Genomic DNA, 13,955 nt, shown 5'->3' on the forward strand with positions numbered 1-13,955 from the left:
TGCAAGCGGAGGAGGCTTCTGCGATGAAATACCGGGTCCTGGCCATTGCTTTTGTTCTGACATTGGTGCTGGGCATGCTGCCCTGCTCGGCGCTGGAAGTTGTGCCGGCGACCGACCGGGACTTTGATCTGCCCTGCCAGGCCGCGATCCTGATCGATGAGGATTCCGGTACGGTCCTGTACGAGAAAAACGCCGACCAGCAGCGCCCGATTGCCTCCATCACCAAGGTGATGACGCTGCTGCTGACCTTTGAGGCACTCGAAGCCGGGCAGATCTCGCTGGAAGACGAGGTGCCCGTTTCGGAACACGCCTACCATACCGGCGGCAGCCAGATCTGGCTGGAACCCGGTGAAAAGATGACGCTGCAGGAGATGATCAAGGCAATCTGCATTGCGTCCGCCAACGATGCGGCGGTGGCGGTGGCCGAGTATGTGGGCGGCAGCGAACCGGCCTTCGTGGACCGGATGAATGCCCGCGCGGCGGAACTCGGCATGACCAACACGCAGTTCCGCAATGCCTGCGGTCTGGATGAGGACGGACACCTTTCCACGGCGCGGGATGTGGCCATCATGAGCCGGGAAATGCTGCTGCATCATCCCGAGATCGGCGACTACTGCACGATCTGGATGGACTCCCTGCGCGACGGCGCCACCCAGCTCGTCAATACGAACAAACTGCTCAAGAGCTATACGGGTATCACCGGGCTGAAAACCGGAACAACCGGCAAGGCGGGCGTCTGTATTTCCGCCAGTGCCGAGCGGGACAATCTGCGGCTGATTGCCGTCGTGCTGGGGTCTTCGACCGGTGCGGAGCGTTTCCAGGCTGCCACGATGCTGCTGGATTACGGGTTTGCGGCTTTTGAAAGTGCCGATGTTCCCGTTCCCGAGGATGCCCCCGCCACGCTGAAGGTCCTGCACGGCGACAGTGTGGAGCTGGAACTTGACTATCAGGCCCCCGAACGCTGCCTGATGCCGAAAGGGCAGGGCAGTACGATTGTGGGGCAGATCGACCTGCCGGACGCCATTGAAGCCCCGGTCAAAAAAGGTGCGGTTGTGGGCAGCCTGCTGATCCGCAATGATGCCGGTATTTTGCAGAGCTGTCCGATCACGGCGGCCCAGGATGTGGGGGTGCGGGACTTCGGTTTCTGCTTCCGTCGCCTTGTCGATGGATTCTTGCTGCTGCCGGAAAATTTTGTGCAAAACGGATGAAAAAGGACAGCGTTTTACTTGACAACAAGACGGGAAAACGGTATCATGAAGTTACAAAATTTGAAGAGGAGGACTTATTGATGAGTGTCAACTACAATGGCAAACATCTGGCAAAGTTTATCCGACCTGAAGAATATGATCATATTTTCCCGCAGGTTGAACTTGCGCATCAGCAGCTGGAAGCCCGCACCGGCGCCGGCAATGATTTTCTGGGATGGCTCGATCTCCCTGTAAACTATGATAAGGAAGAGTTTGTCCGGATCAAGGAAGCGGCCAAAAAGATCCGTGAGGATTCCGATGTACTGCTCGTCGCCGGTATCGGCGGCTCCTACCTGGGCGCCCGCGCGGTTGTGGAGGCTGTCAAGGGACAGTTCCATAACGATACCGAAGAGGGCCTGAAGATCTATTTCTGCGGCAATACGATCTCGCCCACCTACCTGAATGATATCATCAAGATCACCAAGGGCAAGCGTTTCTCCATCAACGTGATTTCCAAGTCCGGCACCACCACCGAGACCGCCCTGGCGTTCCGTGTTCTGCGCAAGCTGCTCGAGGACGCTGTCGGCCCCGAGGAAGCCAACAAGCGCATTTATGCCACGACCGACCGCTGCAAGGGCACCCTCAAGCAGCTGGCGGACGCGCAGGGCTGGCCCACCTTCGTCGTTCCCGACGATGTGGGCGGCCGCTACTCGGTGCTGACTGCAGTGGGGCTGCTGCCCATCGCCTGCGCCGGCATCGACATTGATGCCCTGATGCAGGGCGCCGCGGATGCGCGGGAGCGCTTCAGCGTCTGCAGCAAGGACAATGACGCTTACCGTTATGCCATGACCCGCAACATCCTGTACCGCAAGGGTAAGGTCGTCGAGACGCTGGCCGCCTTTGAGCCGGATTTCTCGATGATGAACGAGTGGTATAAGCAGCTCTTCGGCGAGAGCGAGGGCAAGGACCAGAAGGGCCTGATGCCCACTTCCTGCATCTTCTCCACCGATCTGCATTCGATGGGTCAGTTCCTGCAGGACGGCAGCCGTGCGATGTTCGAGACCTATGTGGACATCAAGAACACCCGCGAAGATTTTTACATTGAGCCGCTGGAAGGCAATTTTGACGGCCTGAACTTCCTGTCCGATCAGAATATGAGCGTTGTCAACCGCAAGGCCATGGAAGGCACCATCCTGGCCCATACCGACGGCGGTGTGCCGATCGGTGTGATCGAAGTTGATTCGCTGGATGCCTACAACGTCGGCTACCTGATTTACTTCTTCTGGAAAGCCTGCGCGGTTTCCGGGTATCTGCTCTCGGTCAACCCGTTTGACCAGCCCGGTGTTGAGAGCTACAAGAAGAATATGTTCGCGCTGCTGGGCAAACCCGGCTACGAGGATCGCAAAGCGGAACTGGAAGCAAAACTGGGTTGAGATCCCGATGATTCCGCGCTTTGAATATTAAAGGAGGTTCCTTCTTATGATTAAACTCATCGTTGGCGCCAAAGGCTCCGGCAAAACCAAGACCATGATCGACATGATCAACGACGCCACCAAGACGACTTCCGGCAACATCGTTGTGATTGAAAAATCCATGAAGCTCACCACCGAGATCAACCATGCAGCCCGTCTGCTGGATGTGGACGAGTACCACATTCAGGGTGCCGAAATGCTGTACGGCTTCATCGCCGGTGTGCTGGCTGGCAACTACGATATCACCGAACTGTTCCTGGACGGCATCCTGAAGATCGTTGATCACAACATGGACGCCGCTGCCAAGGTGCTGGCCGATGTGGACAAGATTGCCGGCAATGCGATTCAGGTCGTTGTGACCGTTTCCGCTTCGCCCGAGGCTCTGCCCGACAGCATCAAGAAGTATATGTAACTCATCCGGACGCCGAAAACGGCCGTCCGTGCATTCCCACAGGGGCAGGCGCCGAAGGCGTCCTGCCCTTTTGCGTTGCAGCCCGGCGCTGCAGAGGGCACAAAAAGATTTTCTTCCATTTTTTTGCGATTTTCAGTTGACAAGCCCGCGGTACTTGTGTATACTAGATAAGCAACCTTTTGAGGTGAACTATGCAATTTGATATTCGCAGCTATTTCAAAAATGGAAAAACGCCCTATACAGCGCAGTTTTCCGAAGATTTTTCAAAAGAGGATTTTGACGGCAGCCGGGTGACCGATCCTGTTGTGTGCTCTTTTGAAGCGACACCCGATACCGACGGTGTTGCCATGCAGCTGCATGTGCAGGCTGCGGCCGACGCGGAATGTGCGCGCTGCCTCGCTCCTGTGCGGGAAACCTACGATTTCACGGTGGATTATTTTGTCCGGGAACGTGATCTGCAGGACCCCGATTTTGAATTGCCGATGGATGAAAAAGGTTGTCTGGATTTGCGGGAGCTTGCTTATCAGGAACTGATTTTCAAGATCCCGAAGGTGCTGCTTTGCAGCCCGGATTGTCAAGGCCTATGCCCCATCTGCGGCAAGAGAAAGGCGGCAGGATGTACCTGTCGGCCCGCGGACGATGCCGCCCCCGCCGATGCACGGCTTAGCATATTAAAACAACTGCTTAGTTGAAATTTCACCAAGGAGGTGCTTAAAAATGGCAGTACCCAAGAGAAAACAATCCAAAGCCCGCCGCGATAAACGCCGCTCCAATGTTTGGAAACTGGAGGCTCCTACGCTGGTGAAATGTCCTCAGTGTGGCGAACTGAAAGTGCCCCATCAGGTTTGTGGCAAATGTGGCTACTACAAGGGCGTTGAAGTTGTCAAGGTCAGCAAAGAGGCGTAACAGTCTCTTAAAGGGGAGGGGCACTGCCTCTCCCTTTTTCTTGTATTCCCCGGAAACCGGAACGAAAGGAGCTTTTCTATGCCGCTGCAGCTGGTCAGTGTAGATGAAAATTCCCCCGCACAGCGCCTGGGCCTCAGCCCGGGAACGCTGCTTGTTGCCATCGACGGCAATGAACTGAGCGACGCGCTGGATTATCAGTATTATACCGCGGCCCCGTCTTTCCGGCTTACGGTCTGCGAGAACGGCACCACACGGGAGATTTCCGTCCAAAAAGGGGAATACGAACCCTTCGGATGCAACTTCAAAACCTATCTCGGAGACGAAAAACACAGCTGTGCCAATCATTGCATGTTCTGCTTCATTGACCAGCTGCCCCCCGGTATGCGGGCACCGCTCTACTTCAAGGATGACGACGAGCGCCTTTCCTTTCTGTACGGCAACTATATCACGATGACCAACCTCTCCGATCAGGAGGTGGAGCGCATCGTCAAGCTGCATATCAGCCCCATCTTCATCTCGGTGCACACCACCAATCCGCAGCTCCGCATCCGGATGATGGCCAACAAACGCGCGGCCGAAACGCTGCGTTACCTCGATGTCTTTGCCGAAGGCGGTATCGAGATGAACTGCCAGCTGGTTCTCTGCCGCGGTGTCAATGACGGCGACGAACTCCGCCGCACGCTGGAAGATTTGCTCCGGCTTTACCCCCATGTAGGCAGCATCGCGGTGGTTCCGGCCGGTGTGACCGATTACCGGAAAGGTCTTTACAAGCTCACGCCCTACGATGCCGCATCGGCTGCTGAGACGCTGGACATCCTCGAGGAGTACAGCCGCCGCTGCCGCCGTGACTACGGCCGCAGTATTGTCTATCCCAGCGATGAATGGTATCTGACGGCAGGACGCCCCATTCCTCCGGCAGAGTTCTATGACGAGTACGCCCAGCTGGAGGATGGCGTCGGCATGTGGCGCCTTTACCGGGATACCTTCCTCGAACAGCTGGACAGCCTTTCAGGACCGGCCCAGCCCCGCCGGCTGGATGTCGCGACCGGTACGCTGGCCGCGCCGCTCATTGAAGAGATGGCACAGCGGTTCCATCAGAAATTCCCGGAAGTTGAGATCACGGTCCATGCGATCCGCAACGACTTCTTCGGTGGCAATGTCAGCGTGACGGGCCTTGTGACGGCCACCGACATTCTGCGCCAGTGCAGGGGAAACCTGGCAGGGGATACGCTCTGCGTGCCGGAGGTCATGCTCCGGGACGAGAAGGGCATCTTTTTGGACGATATGTCCGCCGAGCAGCTGGGCCAGGAGCTGGGCTGCTGCGTCGAAGTGATCCCCACGGACGGCGGGGGCTGCTGCAAGGCCTATTTCGGCAAGCCCCGTCCCAAACGCAAAAAGCTGCATCTGTCCTTCGGCAGCGGCAGCTGATTTTGGATTCTTGCGATAAAGGAGGAATCAGACTATGGCAAAACCGATCGTGGCAATCGTGGGCCGGCCCAATGTGGGCAAGTCCACCTTGTTCAATAAACTGACCGGCCAGCGCCTGGCGATTGTGGAAGATACTCCCGGCGTAACCCGGGACCGGATTTTCTGCGACTGTGAATGGTGCGGGAACAAATTCCTGCTGGTCGATACGGGCGGCATTGAGCCGAACATCGACGACGGCCTGCTGGCGCATATGCGGGAACAGGCGCAGATTGCGATTGACTCCGCCGACTGCATCGTGATGGTCACCGACCTGAAAGCCGGCGTCACCGCGCAGGATCAGGATATTGCCGGTATGCTGATGCGCAGCGGCAAGCCGGTCATTCTGGCCGTCAACAAATGCGATAAGGTGGGAGAACCTCCGCTGGAACTGTATGATTTTTACAGTCTCGGTCTGGGAGAGGTCATCCCGGTCTCCAGCGTTCACGGCCACGGCACCGGCGACCTGCTGGATGCCGTCTGCGCCCATCTGGATTTTTCGGATACCGCAGAGGAGGAAGAGGACCGGATTCCGGTCGCGGTCATCGGCCGGCCCAACGTGGGCAAGTCCAGCCTCATCAACCGGATTCTCGGCGAGAACCGCCTCATCGTTGCCAACGAAGCCGGAACGACCCGGGACGCCATCGATACCCTGGTCGAGAACCGTTTCGGCAAATTCATCTTCACCGATACGGCGGGCCTGCGCAAGCGCGGCCGCGTCGAGAGCGGTGTCGAGCGTTACAGCGTGCTGCGCAGCCTTGCGGCGGTGGAGCGCAGCCGTGTCTGCGTCATCATGATTGATGCCACCGTCGGATTTACAGAGCAGGATTCCAAGGTGGCCGGCTATGCCCATGAACAGGGCAAGGGCTGCGTCATTGCGGTGAACAAATGGGATGCCGTCGAGAAGGACAGCTACACGATGGACACCATGCGCAAGGACCTGGAGGAATCCTTCAGTTTCATGTCCTACGCGCCGATCCTCTTCATCAGCGCCAAGACCGGCCAGCGCCTGGACAAGCTGTTCGAGATGATCCGCTATGTGGATGTCCAGAACGGCACCCGCATCCCCACCGGTGCCCTCAATGAGATGCTTGCCCGCGCCACATCGCGGGTTCAGCCGCCTTCTGACAAGGGCAAGCGCCTGAAGATCTTCTATATGACCCAGAGCTCGACGCGCCCGCCGACGTTTGTGGCCTTCGTCAACCAGAAAGCGCTGTTCCATTTCTCGTACCAGCGCTATATCGAAAACCAGATCCGGGAAAACTTCGGCCTGACCGGAACCCCGATTCGCATGATGATCCGCGAACACGGGGACGGCTCGGCCCGCTAAGGGGAGGAATTGAGGAATCATGTTAACGCAGCTGTTTTTGGCCAGCGCGTTCACGGCGCTGGAGAGCTACCTGCTGGGCAGTCTTCTGTTCGGCGTGCTGATCTCCAAACTGGTCTATCATGACGATGTCCGCCTTCACGGCAGCGGAAATGCCGGCATGACCAACGTACTGCGGACCTACGGAAAGGCGGCGGCAGTCTTTACCACGGTCGGCGACGTGGGCAAGAGCTTTCTGGCGGTCCAGATCGGCCGGATGATCTTCGATGCGCTGGTCGGCAGCGCCGGGACGGATTTCCAGCCGATGATCCAGCCGATCTGCGGGGCCTACCTGGCGGCAATCTTCTGCACGCTGGGCCACAGCCGCCCGGTGTTCTTCGGCTTCCGGGGCGGCAAGGGCGTCCTGGTCGGTGCGGGTGCGGCACTCGCCACCGAGCCGATGGTCTGCCTGATGCTGATTCTGGTCTTTCTGGTGGAGTTTGCGGTCACCCGGATCGTCAGCCTCGGCAGCATCATCATTGCGGGACTCTATCCGATCGTCACGCTCTGCTACTGGGTGTGGCGCGGAATTGATCTGCCGTCCCTTGTCTTCATCACGGTCTGCTGCGTGATGATGGGAATTTATGTGATCTGGCTGCATCGCTCCAATATCCAGCGCCTTCGCAGCGGAACGGAATACCGGTTCGGCGAAAAGAAGAAAACCGGACGCTGAGACTCGGAAACTGCTGAAAAACGTCAGGAAACCTTCCGATATTTTTCGCAAGAATGCACAAAAATGATGGCACCTTTTCAAAAGCCTTACACCTGCTTTTGAAAAGGTGCTATAATATTACTGTGATACGAGGAAAAATCGGGTAGTCTTTCTATTTGACGGAAACGGAGGTATTTCATGTTCAGCGTTGGGGATATTGTGATCTACGGTACACAGGGAATCTGCAAAGTGGATGCCATCGGCCCTCTGCCGATGTCGTTTGCCGACAAATCCCGCCAGTACTATACGCTTCGACCGTACTATTCGCCGGAAATGGTCATTTATGCTCCGGTGGACAATCAGAAGATTGTCATCCGTGAGCCGCTCTCCCGGGCGGAGGTGGAGAAGCTGATCGAGGAGATCCCCGAGATCGAGACCGTCTGGATTCCCAACGAGAAGGAACGGGAAACCCAGTACCGGGATGCACTGCACACCTGCAGCTGCCGGGAACTGGTCCGCATCATCAAGACGCTGCGCCGGCGCAAGGAGGCCCGGGCCCGCAAAGGCAAGCGGGGGACGGCCATCGACGAGCGCTATTTCAGAATGGCGGAGGAACAGTTGTACGGGGAACTCGCCTTCGTGCTGGGAATGGACAAGGCGGACATGCCGGAATACATAGCCTCCAAGATCGAGAACAAACAGGAACAGACCTGTTCTGACACAGAAGGAGAGAACGCTCATGGCGATGAAGGAAATTCCAATCACCGAGTTTGAAAACCTGAAGATCGGCAATGCCGAGAACACGCAGGCCGCCACAGGCTGCACGGTGCTGCTCTTTGGCCCGGACGGTGCCCCGGCGGGCCTGGACGTGCGCGGCGGGGGACCTGCCTCCCGGGAAAGCGAGCTGCTCAAACCGATGGCGGCTGCTCAGGTCATCCATGCAATCCTGCTCAGCGGCGGCAGTGCCTTCGGCCTGGATGCGGCGGGCGGCGTGCAGCGGTATCTGGAGCAGCACGGCATCGGCTTTGAAGTGGGTGTCACCCGGGTGCCGCTTGTCTGTGAGTCCTGCCTGTTTGACCTGACGGTCGGCGATGCGGGGGTCCGGCCCGATGCCGCCATGGGATACGCTGCCTGCGAGGGTGCCGAAGCGGGAAATTACCGGGACGGCAGCTTTGGCGCCGGAACCGGCGCGACGGTGGGCAAACTGGCCGGCATGGAAACCTGTATGAAATCCGGCATCGGCTCCTATGCGGTGCAGATCGGGGAACTGCGCGTGGGCGCGATTGTGGCCGTCAATGCCCTGGGGGACATTTACGACTGGAAGACCGGCCGCAAGGTGGCGGGACTGCTGGCACCTGACCGCCATACCTTCCTGGACAGCGAGGAGGAAGTTTTCCGCAACTACGAAGTTGTCGAGAACAAGTTCGTCGGCAACACCACGATCGGCGTGGTGGTGACCAACGCGGCCTTTGCCAAAACCCAGCTTTGCAAGATTGCCGGCATGGCGCATGACGGCTATGCCCGCTCGATCCGCCCGGTTCACACGACGGCGGACGGCGACAGCATCTATGCGGTGTCGCTGGGAACCGTGGCGGCCGATCAGGATATGGTCGGCGCACTGGCGGCACGGGTCATGAGCGAGGCCATCCTGCGCGCGGTTCGCTCCTGCGGATCGGGATACGGTCATCCCGGCGCCGCAGATCTGTAATCCAAGAAAACGCAGCCCGCAGCGGACATCGGTTTCCGCTGCGGTTTTTTTGTCGGGAAAACGAAAATGCGGCGAAGGTTTTGTAAATCCTGTGGGATGCGGGGTGTTTGTGTTGCTTTTACCAGAAGAATAGTGTAAAATGACACATGTATAACATCGCTGACGTTCCGGCGAAGGAGGACACCTTGGCAAATCTGCAACGACAAATTGATACACTGGTAGCTTATTTTCAATCCCACTGCACCAGACCCGGGACCATCCGCCTGGGACTGGAGGTGCAGCATTTTATTACCAAACTGGACAACAGTCCGGTGGATTATGAGCAGCTGCAACATGTTCTGCACACCATGCAGCGCGTCGAAGATGATCCCCTGCTGGCCGACGGCCTGTATCTGGGGTACCGCAATTCGCTGTACACGGTGTGCCTCGGTCCGGGCGGCCAGCTGGCCATCCGCATGGCACCGCGCAACAGTGTGCGGGAACTGATGCTGATTTACGAGTCCTGCTACGCAAGACTGTGCACGTCGCTGGCGTCGGCCGGTATGCGTGCACATACCCTCGGCGTGCATCCTTCCCGCCGGGCGGAACTGCTCCCGATCATCCCGCAAAGCCGCTGGCTGACGCTGGACCGCTATTTCAAGAACACCGGCGGCCATGGCGGACTGATGCTCCGCGCCACCGCCGCCACCCATGTCTCCATCGACTATTCCAGCGAATCGGATTTTATCCGGAAATACCGCGTCGCCAGCCTGATTGTGCCGCTGCTGGCGCTGCTCACCGATAACTCGCCCTTCTACCATGGCTCCACCAATCACGGTTACAGCGTCCGCACCCACGTCTGGAACGATGTGGACCCGGACCGCTGCGGCATCTATCCCGATGTCATGGATTCCGGCTTCGGCTTCTCGGGCTATGCCAACAAGATTCTGCAAAAACCGCTTGTCGTGGCGCGCCATGGCAGCCGCATTGTGGGGGTCGGGCGCAAGTCTGCCTTTGAGGTGTACCCCTCGGTGATGGGCAAGGGCGACGTGGAACAGGTACTGTCCATGTTCTGCTTTGATGTCAGCCTGCAGGACGGGATTGTGCTGCGGGTGGCGGACAGCATGCCGCCCCGTTTTGTGGCGGCCTATGCCCAGCTGATCAAGACGATCTTCTCCAGCCCGGCGGCACAGGACGGCATCCTGCGCCGGTATGCAGGGGCGGACGCGGCCCAGATCGAGGCCGCCAAACTGGGTGTCTGCTGCAACGGGTACCAGGCCCAGGTTTACGGCAGGGCGGCCGCCGGAGAAATCAGCTGGCTGATGGCACAGGCCAAGAGCCATGCCGCGGCACCGGAGGAACGGCGTCTGCTGGAACCGCTGGCCAGCCTGGCGGCCCGCCGCAAGACCATCCGGGAAATCGAACACTACAACTGAATGATGTATGAATCTGTCCGCTGTGCGAAATACTAATCCCAAGAATTGTGGGAGGGGGCGCAGTATGCGGCAGACATCCTATCATGCCGTGATTGCCGAGATGACGGTCCGTGCGCTGTGGGAGACCCAGAACGTGCTGGACTGCATTCCCGATGAAATCTGGAACGACCTGTATGGCGGGGCACCGCTCTGGCAGCATGTCTATCATATGCTGCATGAGCTGGACCAGTGGTTCATCAATCCCCGGGACCGGGACTTTGTCGAACCGCCCATCCATGAACCCCGGCTGCAGGACCTGCAGATCTACCCGGCATCGCGGCTGGACCGTGCGCAGGTGGGGGAGTACTTCTACACCATCAAGGCCAAGCTCTCGCTCTATCTCACGTCGCTTCACGACGAAGACCTTCTTCAGTGCCCGGAAAACTGTGAATGGACCCGGTTCACCCTGATTCTGGCGCAGTACCGGCACTGGCACCTTCACCTCGGAATGCTGATGGGGTTTGTGCAGGCGGCCACCGGGCTCTGCCCGCGTACCCTGACGCTGGAGGAGGAGATCCCGCGCAGTCCTTATGATCCCTACGAATAAAGGAGCGCGTATCCATGAAAAGGCATCTGCTTGTGCCGCTGCTCTGTCTGGCGGTGCTGCTGACCGGCTGCAAGCCGTCCGAAGAAGTGGTCTGGCAGACGACGCTGGACAATACCGGGACCCAGGTCCGGCTCTCCAACTGTACCGTACAGACGGCCGATGTCAACTATCGGTTCCTGTCGGGTCAGACCTATACCGAACAGCAGGTTCTTTGCCTCTATGCACAGGAGGGCGCGCCGGTTCTCTGGATTGACGCACCGAAATCCCAGATTGAGGTTACTTTTGCGGACGCTGCCGGGGACGGCTTCGCGCTGTATGAAAAAGCGCTCCCGGTGGAACAGGTGGACATGATTCCCACCGAGCTGCCCGACGGTACCACGGAATACCGGTTCGATACCATCTACAATTTCGCAATCACCGTCACGGACGGGGAGAAGACCGATCGGCTTCTTCTTTCCTGCTCGCGGGACGGCTATAATGAAAAAAATCCCGCCGCCGCAGGCTGATCGGACAGCCCGCAGCGGCGGGATTTTTGTTGGACAATCAGGGGTTGTTGGATTCCGGAACACTTTCCAGATAGACGCTTGTGGAGGGGAAGGCAAAAGCGCAGTGATCCTGCTCCATCAGGTCCATGATGGTCAGGTTCAGCCGGCTCTTGAGCGCCAGATACTCCGGATAGGCCAGCGCCGTCACATAACAGCGCACCAGCAGATCAATGCTCGACGCCCCGAACTCCGAAACCGTCACCGACACGGTGTCGGAGCGGATCTGGGCATCGTGGCGGAGCAGCTCGGTCAGATCGGCAATCAGCTTTTCAATCTGGGGACGGGTTGTGTCGTAGGTGACGCCGATGGTGAACTGCCACAGACGGCTGCTCCGCTCCGTCACGTTCTGGATGTACTCACTGCAGACCTTGGAATTCTCGACCGTGATAACCACCTGATCGGGGGTGCGCAGCTTGGTGGAACGGAAGGAGATCTCCTCCACGGTCCCCTCAAAGGTCCCGAGCGAGATGTAATCCCCGATGCCGAACGGCCGCTCCAGCACGAGCGTCACGCCGGCAATGAGATTGGAGAGGGTGGACTGTGCGGCCAGCGAAACGGCAAGACCTGCAATCCCGGCGCCGGTGATGATGCCGCCCACCGGAATCCCGAACAGCTCCATGATGGACAGAACCGCCAGCAGCGCGATCAGAGCGCGGTAGATCTTCTCGAAAAAGCGGATCATCGTCTTGTTGCTGTTGAGGTCCAGCTTGTTCTGCGCACTGCGCAGCAGCAGGTGACACAGCCCGGCCGAGCGCCACATGCCCCATGCCAGCAGGGCAATCACGCAGGCGGTGTAGAGCCGCCAGGAGGTTGCCAGGACAATGGATGTGGGCCAGGGCAGCGGCAGGGCAATCACCGCCAGCAGCAGGAGCGTGCAGCGCAGCAACAGCAGCAGCGGTGCCTGGAACCCGTCGTTGATGATGCAGAACCATTCCGGTGCAAACCGGTTCAGTGTGACGTGCAGCCGGTCGGTCAGCCGGCGCAGCAGCCGGGTTCCGAAGACGGCACACAGCAAAAGAATCCCTGCCAGCCCCAGACGCAGCCAGATACTGTTGGTGTTGGCAAACAGGATAAAGCTTCCCAGAAATTCACCCATGGAAAATCTCCTTTCCCCGAATTGCATTCATTATACCATATCCTATTGCAATTTGTAAAACCTGTGCTATACTATTGCCTAGAAAGTCTGTTTCAGGGCGGGGTGCAATTCCCCACCGGCGGTAAAGCCCGCGACCAACTGCCTTGCAGTTGCTGATTCGGTGAAACTCCGAAGCCGACGGTATAGTCCGGATGGTAGAAACGGAAAGCTTTTGCTATTGCTGTTTTTATGCCCTGTTGCATGGTATCCCATGTCAGCAGGGCATTTTTTTGTGTGGCAGAGCCTCCCGCTGCGGCTGTGACCGGCTTTCAACAGAATAATTTGGGCAAAACGCCCGGGAGGTACTTTTGTATGCAAACCAGAAACCACATTCGCGAACTCACCGTCACGGCCATGCTTGGCGCCGTGGCCACCGTGCTGATGTTCCTGGACTTCAGCCTGCCGATGATCATCCCCAGCTTTGTCAAGATGGACGTGTCGGAGCTGCCGGCCCTGCTGGCATCCTTCAGCCTCGGCCCCGTCAGCGGCATTGCGGTCTGCCTGATCAAGAACCTGCTGGATGTCCTCTTCCATGGCACGACCAACGGTATCGGTGAGGTGTGCAATTTCCTGCTCGGCGCCGTCTTTGTGGGCGTGGCCGGCTTCATGTATCGCCGCAAGAAGAGCCGCAAAATGGCGGTTCTTGCCTGCCTGGTCGGGTCGGTTGCAATGGCTATCGTCAGCGTGCCGGTCAACTATTACCTTACCTATCCGGTCTATGCCAGCATGTTCGGCGGCATTGACCTGATCATTGCAGCGTATCAGGAGATCAACCCCGGCGTCAACGGCCTGCTGGAATGCTTGCTGATCTTCAATCTGCCCTTCACACTGGTCAAGGGACTTCTGGACTCGGTCATCTGCTTTGCAATCTATAAGCCTCTTTCCCCGATCCTCCACGGCCGGCACTGAAATGACAGAACTTGTGCAGTTTTGACAAACTGTACAATCGGACATCGTTGACTCTGACGAATGACTGTGATAGTATAAGTACCGTTACATCAGAATAGCAACTTATCAAGAGCGGCAGAGGGAACAGGCCCTGTGAAGCCCGACAACCTACGCGAGAGCGCAAGGTGCCAATTCCTGCGGGGAACCGAAAGATAAGCG

The 13,955-nt window shown here is 58.2% G+C and carries 15 protein-coding genes and 2 riboswitches; of the genes, 14 read left to right on the forward strand and 1 reads right to left on the reverse strand.

What is annotated here, in order from left to right; genetic code table 11:
- Positions 1 to 23 precede the first annotated feature (23 nt).
- The 13 genes from U0L91_RS08625 to U0L91_RS08685 all read left to right on the forward strand — a co-directional run bounded on the left by U0L91_RS08625 (position 24) and on the right by U0L91_RS08685 (position 11,674).
- Entirely contained in the window at positions 24 to 1,208 is a 1,185-nt protein-coding gene (locus U0L91_RS08625; RefSeq protein ID WP_330046113.1) for a D-alanyl-D-alanine carboxypeptidase family protein, read from the forward strand.
- A gap of 80 nt (positions 1,209 to 1,288) precedes the next feature.
- A complete protein-coding gene (locus U0L91_RS08630) occupies positions 1,289 to 2,620 on the forward strand; it encodes a glucose-6-phosphate isomerase (protein WP_330046116.1) in 1,332 nt (443 codons plus the stop codon).
- 46 nt (positions 2,621 to 2,666) lie between these two features.
- Positions 2,667 to 3,071 (forward strand): hypothetical protein, encoded by a 405-nt coding sequence (locus U0L91_RS08635; protein ID WP_330046117.1) that lies wholly within the window; start codon positions 2,667 to 2,669, stop codon positions 3,069 to 3,071.
- 191 nt (positions 3,072 to 3,262) lie between these two features.
- Positions 3,263 to 3,763, forward strand: coding sequence for a YceD family protein (locus tag U0L91_RS08640; protein ID WP_330046119.1), 501 nt, complete (start codon positions 3,263 to 3,265; stop codon positions 3,761 to 3,763).
- Positions 3,764 to 3,788: 25 nt separating this feature from the next.
- Positions 3,789 to 3,977: a 50S ribosomal protein L32 gene (gene rpmF, locus U0L91_RS08645; protein WP_113999801.1), complete on the forward strand. Its 189-nt coding sequence runs from the start codon at positions 3,789 to 3,791 to the stop codon at positions 3,975 to 3,977.
- A 78-nt stretch (positions 3,978 to 4,055) separates the two neighbouring features.
- On the forward strand, positions 4,056 to 5,405 hold the full coding sequence (locus U0L91_RS08650; RefSeq protein ID WP_330046121.1) for a DUF512 domain-containing protein: 1,350 nt from the start codon (positions 4,056 to 4,058) through the stop codon (positions 5,403 to 5,405).
- Positions 5,406 to 5,439: 34 nt separating this feature from the next.
- Complete coding sequence (der, locus tag U0L91_RS08655; protein WP_330046123.1) at positions 5,440 to 6,771, forward strand: ribosome biogenesis GTPase Der; 1,332 nt, start codon at positions 5,440 to 5,442, stop codon at positions 6,769 to 6,771.
- A 19-nt stretch (positions 6,772 to 6,790) separates the two neighbouring features.
- A complete protein-coding gene (plsY, locus tag U0L91_RS08660) occupies positions 6,791 to 7,480 on the forward strand; it encodes a glycerol-3-phosphate 1-O-acyltransferase PlsY (RefSeq protein WP_330046125.1) in 690 nt (229 codons plus the stop codon).
- A gap of 177 nt (positions 7,481 to 7,657) precedes the next feature.
- Positions 7,658 to 8,233, forward strand: coding sequence for a CarD family transcriptional regulator (locus tag U0L91_RS08665; protein ID WP_330046126.1), 576 nt, complete (start codon positions 7,658 to 7,660; stop codon positions 8,231 to 8,233).
- Positions 8,205 to 9,167 carry a P1 family peptidase gene (locus U0L91_RS08670; RefSeq protein WP_330046209.1) on the forward strand — a complete coding sequence of 321 codons (963 nt, stop codon included), beginning with the start codon at positions 8,205 to 8,207 and terminating at the stop codon, positions 9,165 to 9,167. The genes U0L91_RS08665 and U0L91_RS08670 overlap by 29 nt, the downstream gene beginning before the upstream one ends.
- A gap of 185 nt (positions 9,168 to 9,352) precedes the next feature.
- Positions 9,353 to 10,582 carry a glutamate-cysteine ligase family protein gene (locus tag U0L91_RS08675; RefSeq protein WP_330046128.1) on the forward strand — a complete coding sequence of 410 codons (1,230 nt, stop codon included), beginning with the start codon at positions 9,353 to 9,355 and terminating at the stop codon, positions 10,580 to 10,582.
- Between the two features lie 64 nt (positions 10,583 to 10,646).
- Positions 10,647 to 11,168: a hypothetical protein gene (locus U0L91_RS08680; protein ID WP_330046129.1), complete on the forward strand. Its 522-nt coding sequence runs from the start codon at positions 10,647 to 10,649 to the stop codon at positions 11,166 to 11,168.
- A 14-nt stretch (positions 11,169 to 11,182) separates the two neighbouring features.
- Entirely contained in the window at positions 11,183 to 11,674 is a 492-nt protein-coding gene (locus U0L91_RS08685; RefSeq protein WP_330046130.1) for a hypothetical protein, read from the forward strand.
- A gap of 37 nt (positions 11,675 to 11,711) precedes the next feature.
- Here the strand turns inward: U0L91_RS08685 and U0L91_RS08690 are convergent, their stop codons facing one another.
- Entirely contained in the window at positions 11,712 to 12,809 is a 1,098-nt protein-coding gene (locus U0L91_RS08690) for a mechanosensitive ion channel family protein (RefSeq protein WP_330046132.1), read from the reverse strand.
- Between the two features lie 84 nt (positions 12,810 to 12,893).
- Positions 12,894 to 13,016: riboswitch (FMN riboswitch) on the forward strand.
- 144 nt (positions 13,017 to 13,160) lie between these two features.
- Here U0L91_RS08690 and U0L91_RS08695 point away from each other — a divergent pair.
- Positions 13,161 to 13,757 carry an ECF transporter S component gene (locus tag U0L91_RS08695; RefSeq protein WP_330046133.1) on the forward strand — a complete coding sequence of 199 codons (597 nt, stop codon included), beginning with the start codon at positions 13,161 to 13,163 and terminating at the stop codon, positions 13,755 to 13,757.
- Between the two features lie 99 nt (positions 13,758 to 13,856).
- A riboswitch (SAM riboswitch) is annotated at positions 13,857 to 13,955 on the forward strand.

This window comes from Gemmiger sp., assembly GCF_036306485.1.
GTDB lineage: Bacteria > Bacillota > Clostridia > Oscillospirales > Ruminococcaceae > Gemmiger.

What these genes read in the sequence shown, in the direction of transcription:
- U0L91_RS08680 (WP_330046129.1), top strand. Translation starts at nt 10,647, where the DNA reads ATGCGGCAGACATCCTATCATGCCGTGATTGCCGAGATGACGGTCCGT.
- U0L91_RS08695 (WP_330046133.1), top strand. Translation starts at nt 13,161, where the DNA reads ATGCAAACCAGAAACCACATTCGCGAACTCACCGTCACGGCCATGCTT.
- U0L91_RS08625 (WP_330046113.1), top strand. Translation starts at nt 24, where the DNA reads ATGAAATACCGGGTCCTGGCCATTGCTTTTGTTCTGACATTGGTGCTG.
- der (WP_330046123.1), top strand. Translation starts at nt 5,440, where the DNA reads ATGGCAAAACCGATCGTGGCAATCGTGGGCCGGCCCAATGTGGGCAAG.
- U0L91_RS08670 (WP_330046209.1), top strand. Translation starts at nt 8,205, where the DNA reads ATGAAGGAAATTCCAATCACCGAGTTTGAAAACCTGAAGATCGGCAAT.
- U0L91_RS08630 (WP_330046116.1), top strand. Translation starts at nt 1,289, where the DNA reads ATGAGTGTCAACTACAATGGCAAACATCTGGCAAAGTTTATCCGACCT.
- U0L91_RS08685 (WP_330046130.1), top strand. Translation starts at nt 11,183, where the DNA reads ATGAAAAGGCATCTGCTTGTGCCGCTGCTCTGTCTGGCGGTGCTGCTG.
- U0L91_RS08690 (WP_330046132.1), bottom strand. Translation starts at nt 12,809, where the DNA reads ATGGGTGAATTTCTGGGAAGCTTTATCCTGTTTGCCAACACCAACAGT.
- rpmF (WP_113999801.1), top strand. Translation starts at nt 3,789, where the DNA reads ATGGCAGTACCCAAGAGAAAACAATCCAAAGCCCGCCGCGATAAACGC.
- U0L91_RS08665 (WP_330046126.1), top strand. Translation starts at nt 7,658, where the DNA reads ATGTTCAGCGTTGGGGATATTGTGATCTACGGTACACAGGGAATCTGC.
- U0L91_RS08635 (WP_330046117.1), top strand. Translation starts at nt 2,667, where the DNA reads ATGATTAAACTCATCGTTGGCGCCAAAGGCTCCGGCAAAACCAAGACC.
- U0L91_RS08650 (WP_330046121.1), top strand. Translation starts at nt 4,056, where the DNA reads ATGCCGCTGCAGCTGGTCAGTGTAGATGAAAATTCCCCCGCACAGCGC.
- plsY (WP_330046125.1), top strand. Translation starts at nt 6,791, where the DNA reads ATGTTAACGCAGCTGTTTTTGGCCAGCGCGTTCACGGCGCTGGAGAGC.
- U0L91_RS08640 (WP_330046119.1), top strand. Translation starts at nt 3,263, where the DNA reads ATGCAATTTGATATTCGCAGCTATTTCAAAAATGGAAAAACGCCCTAT.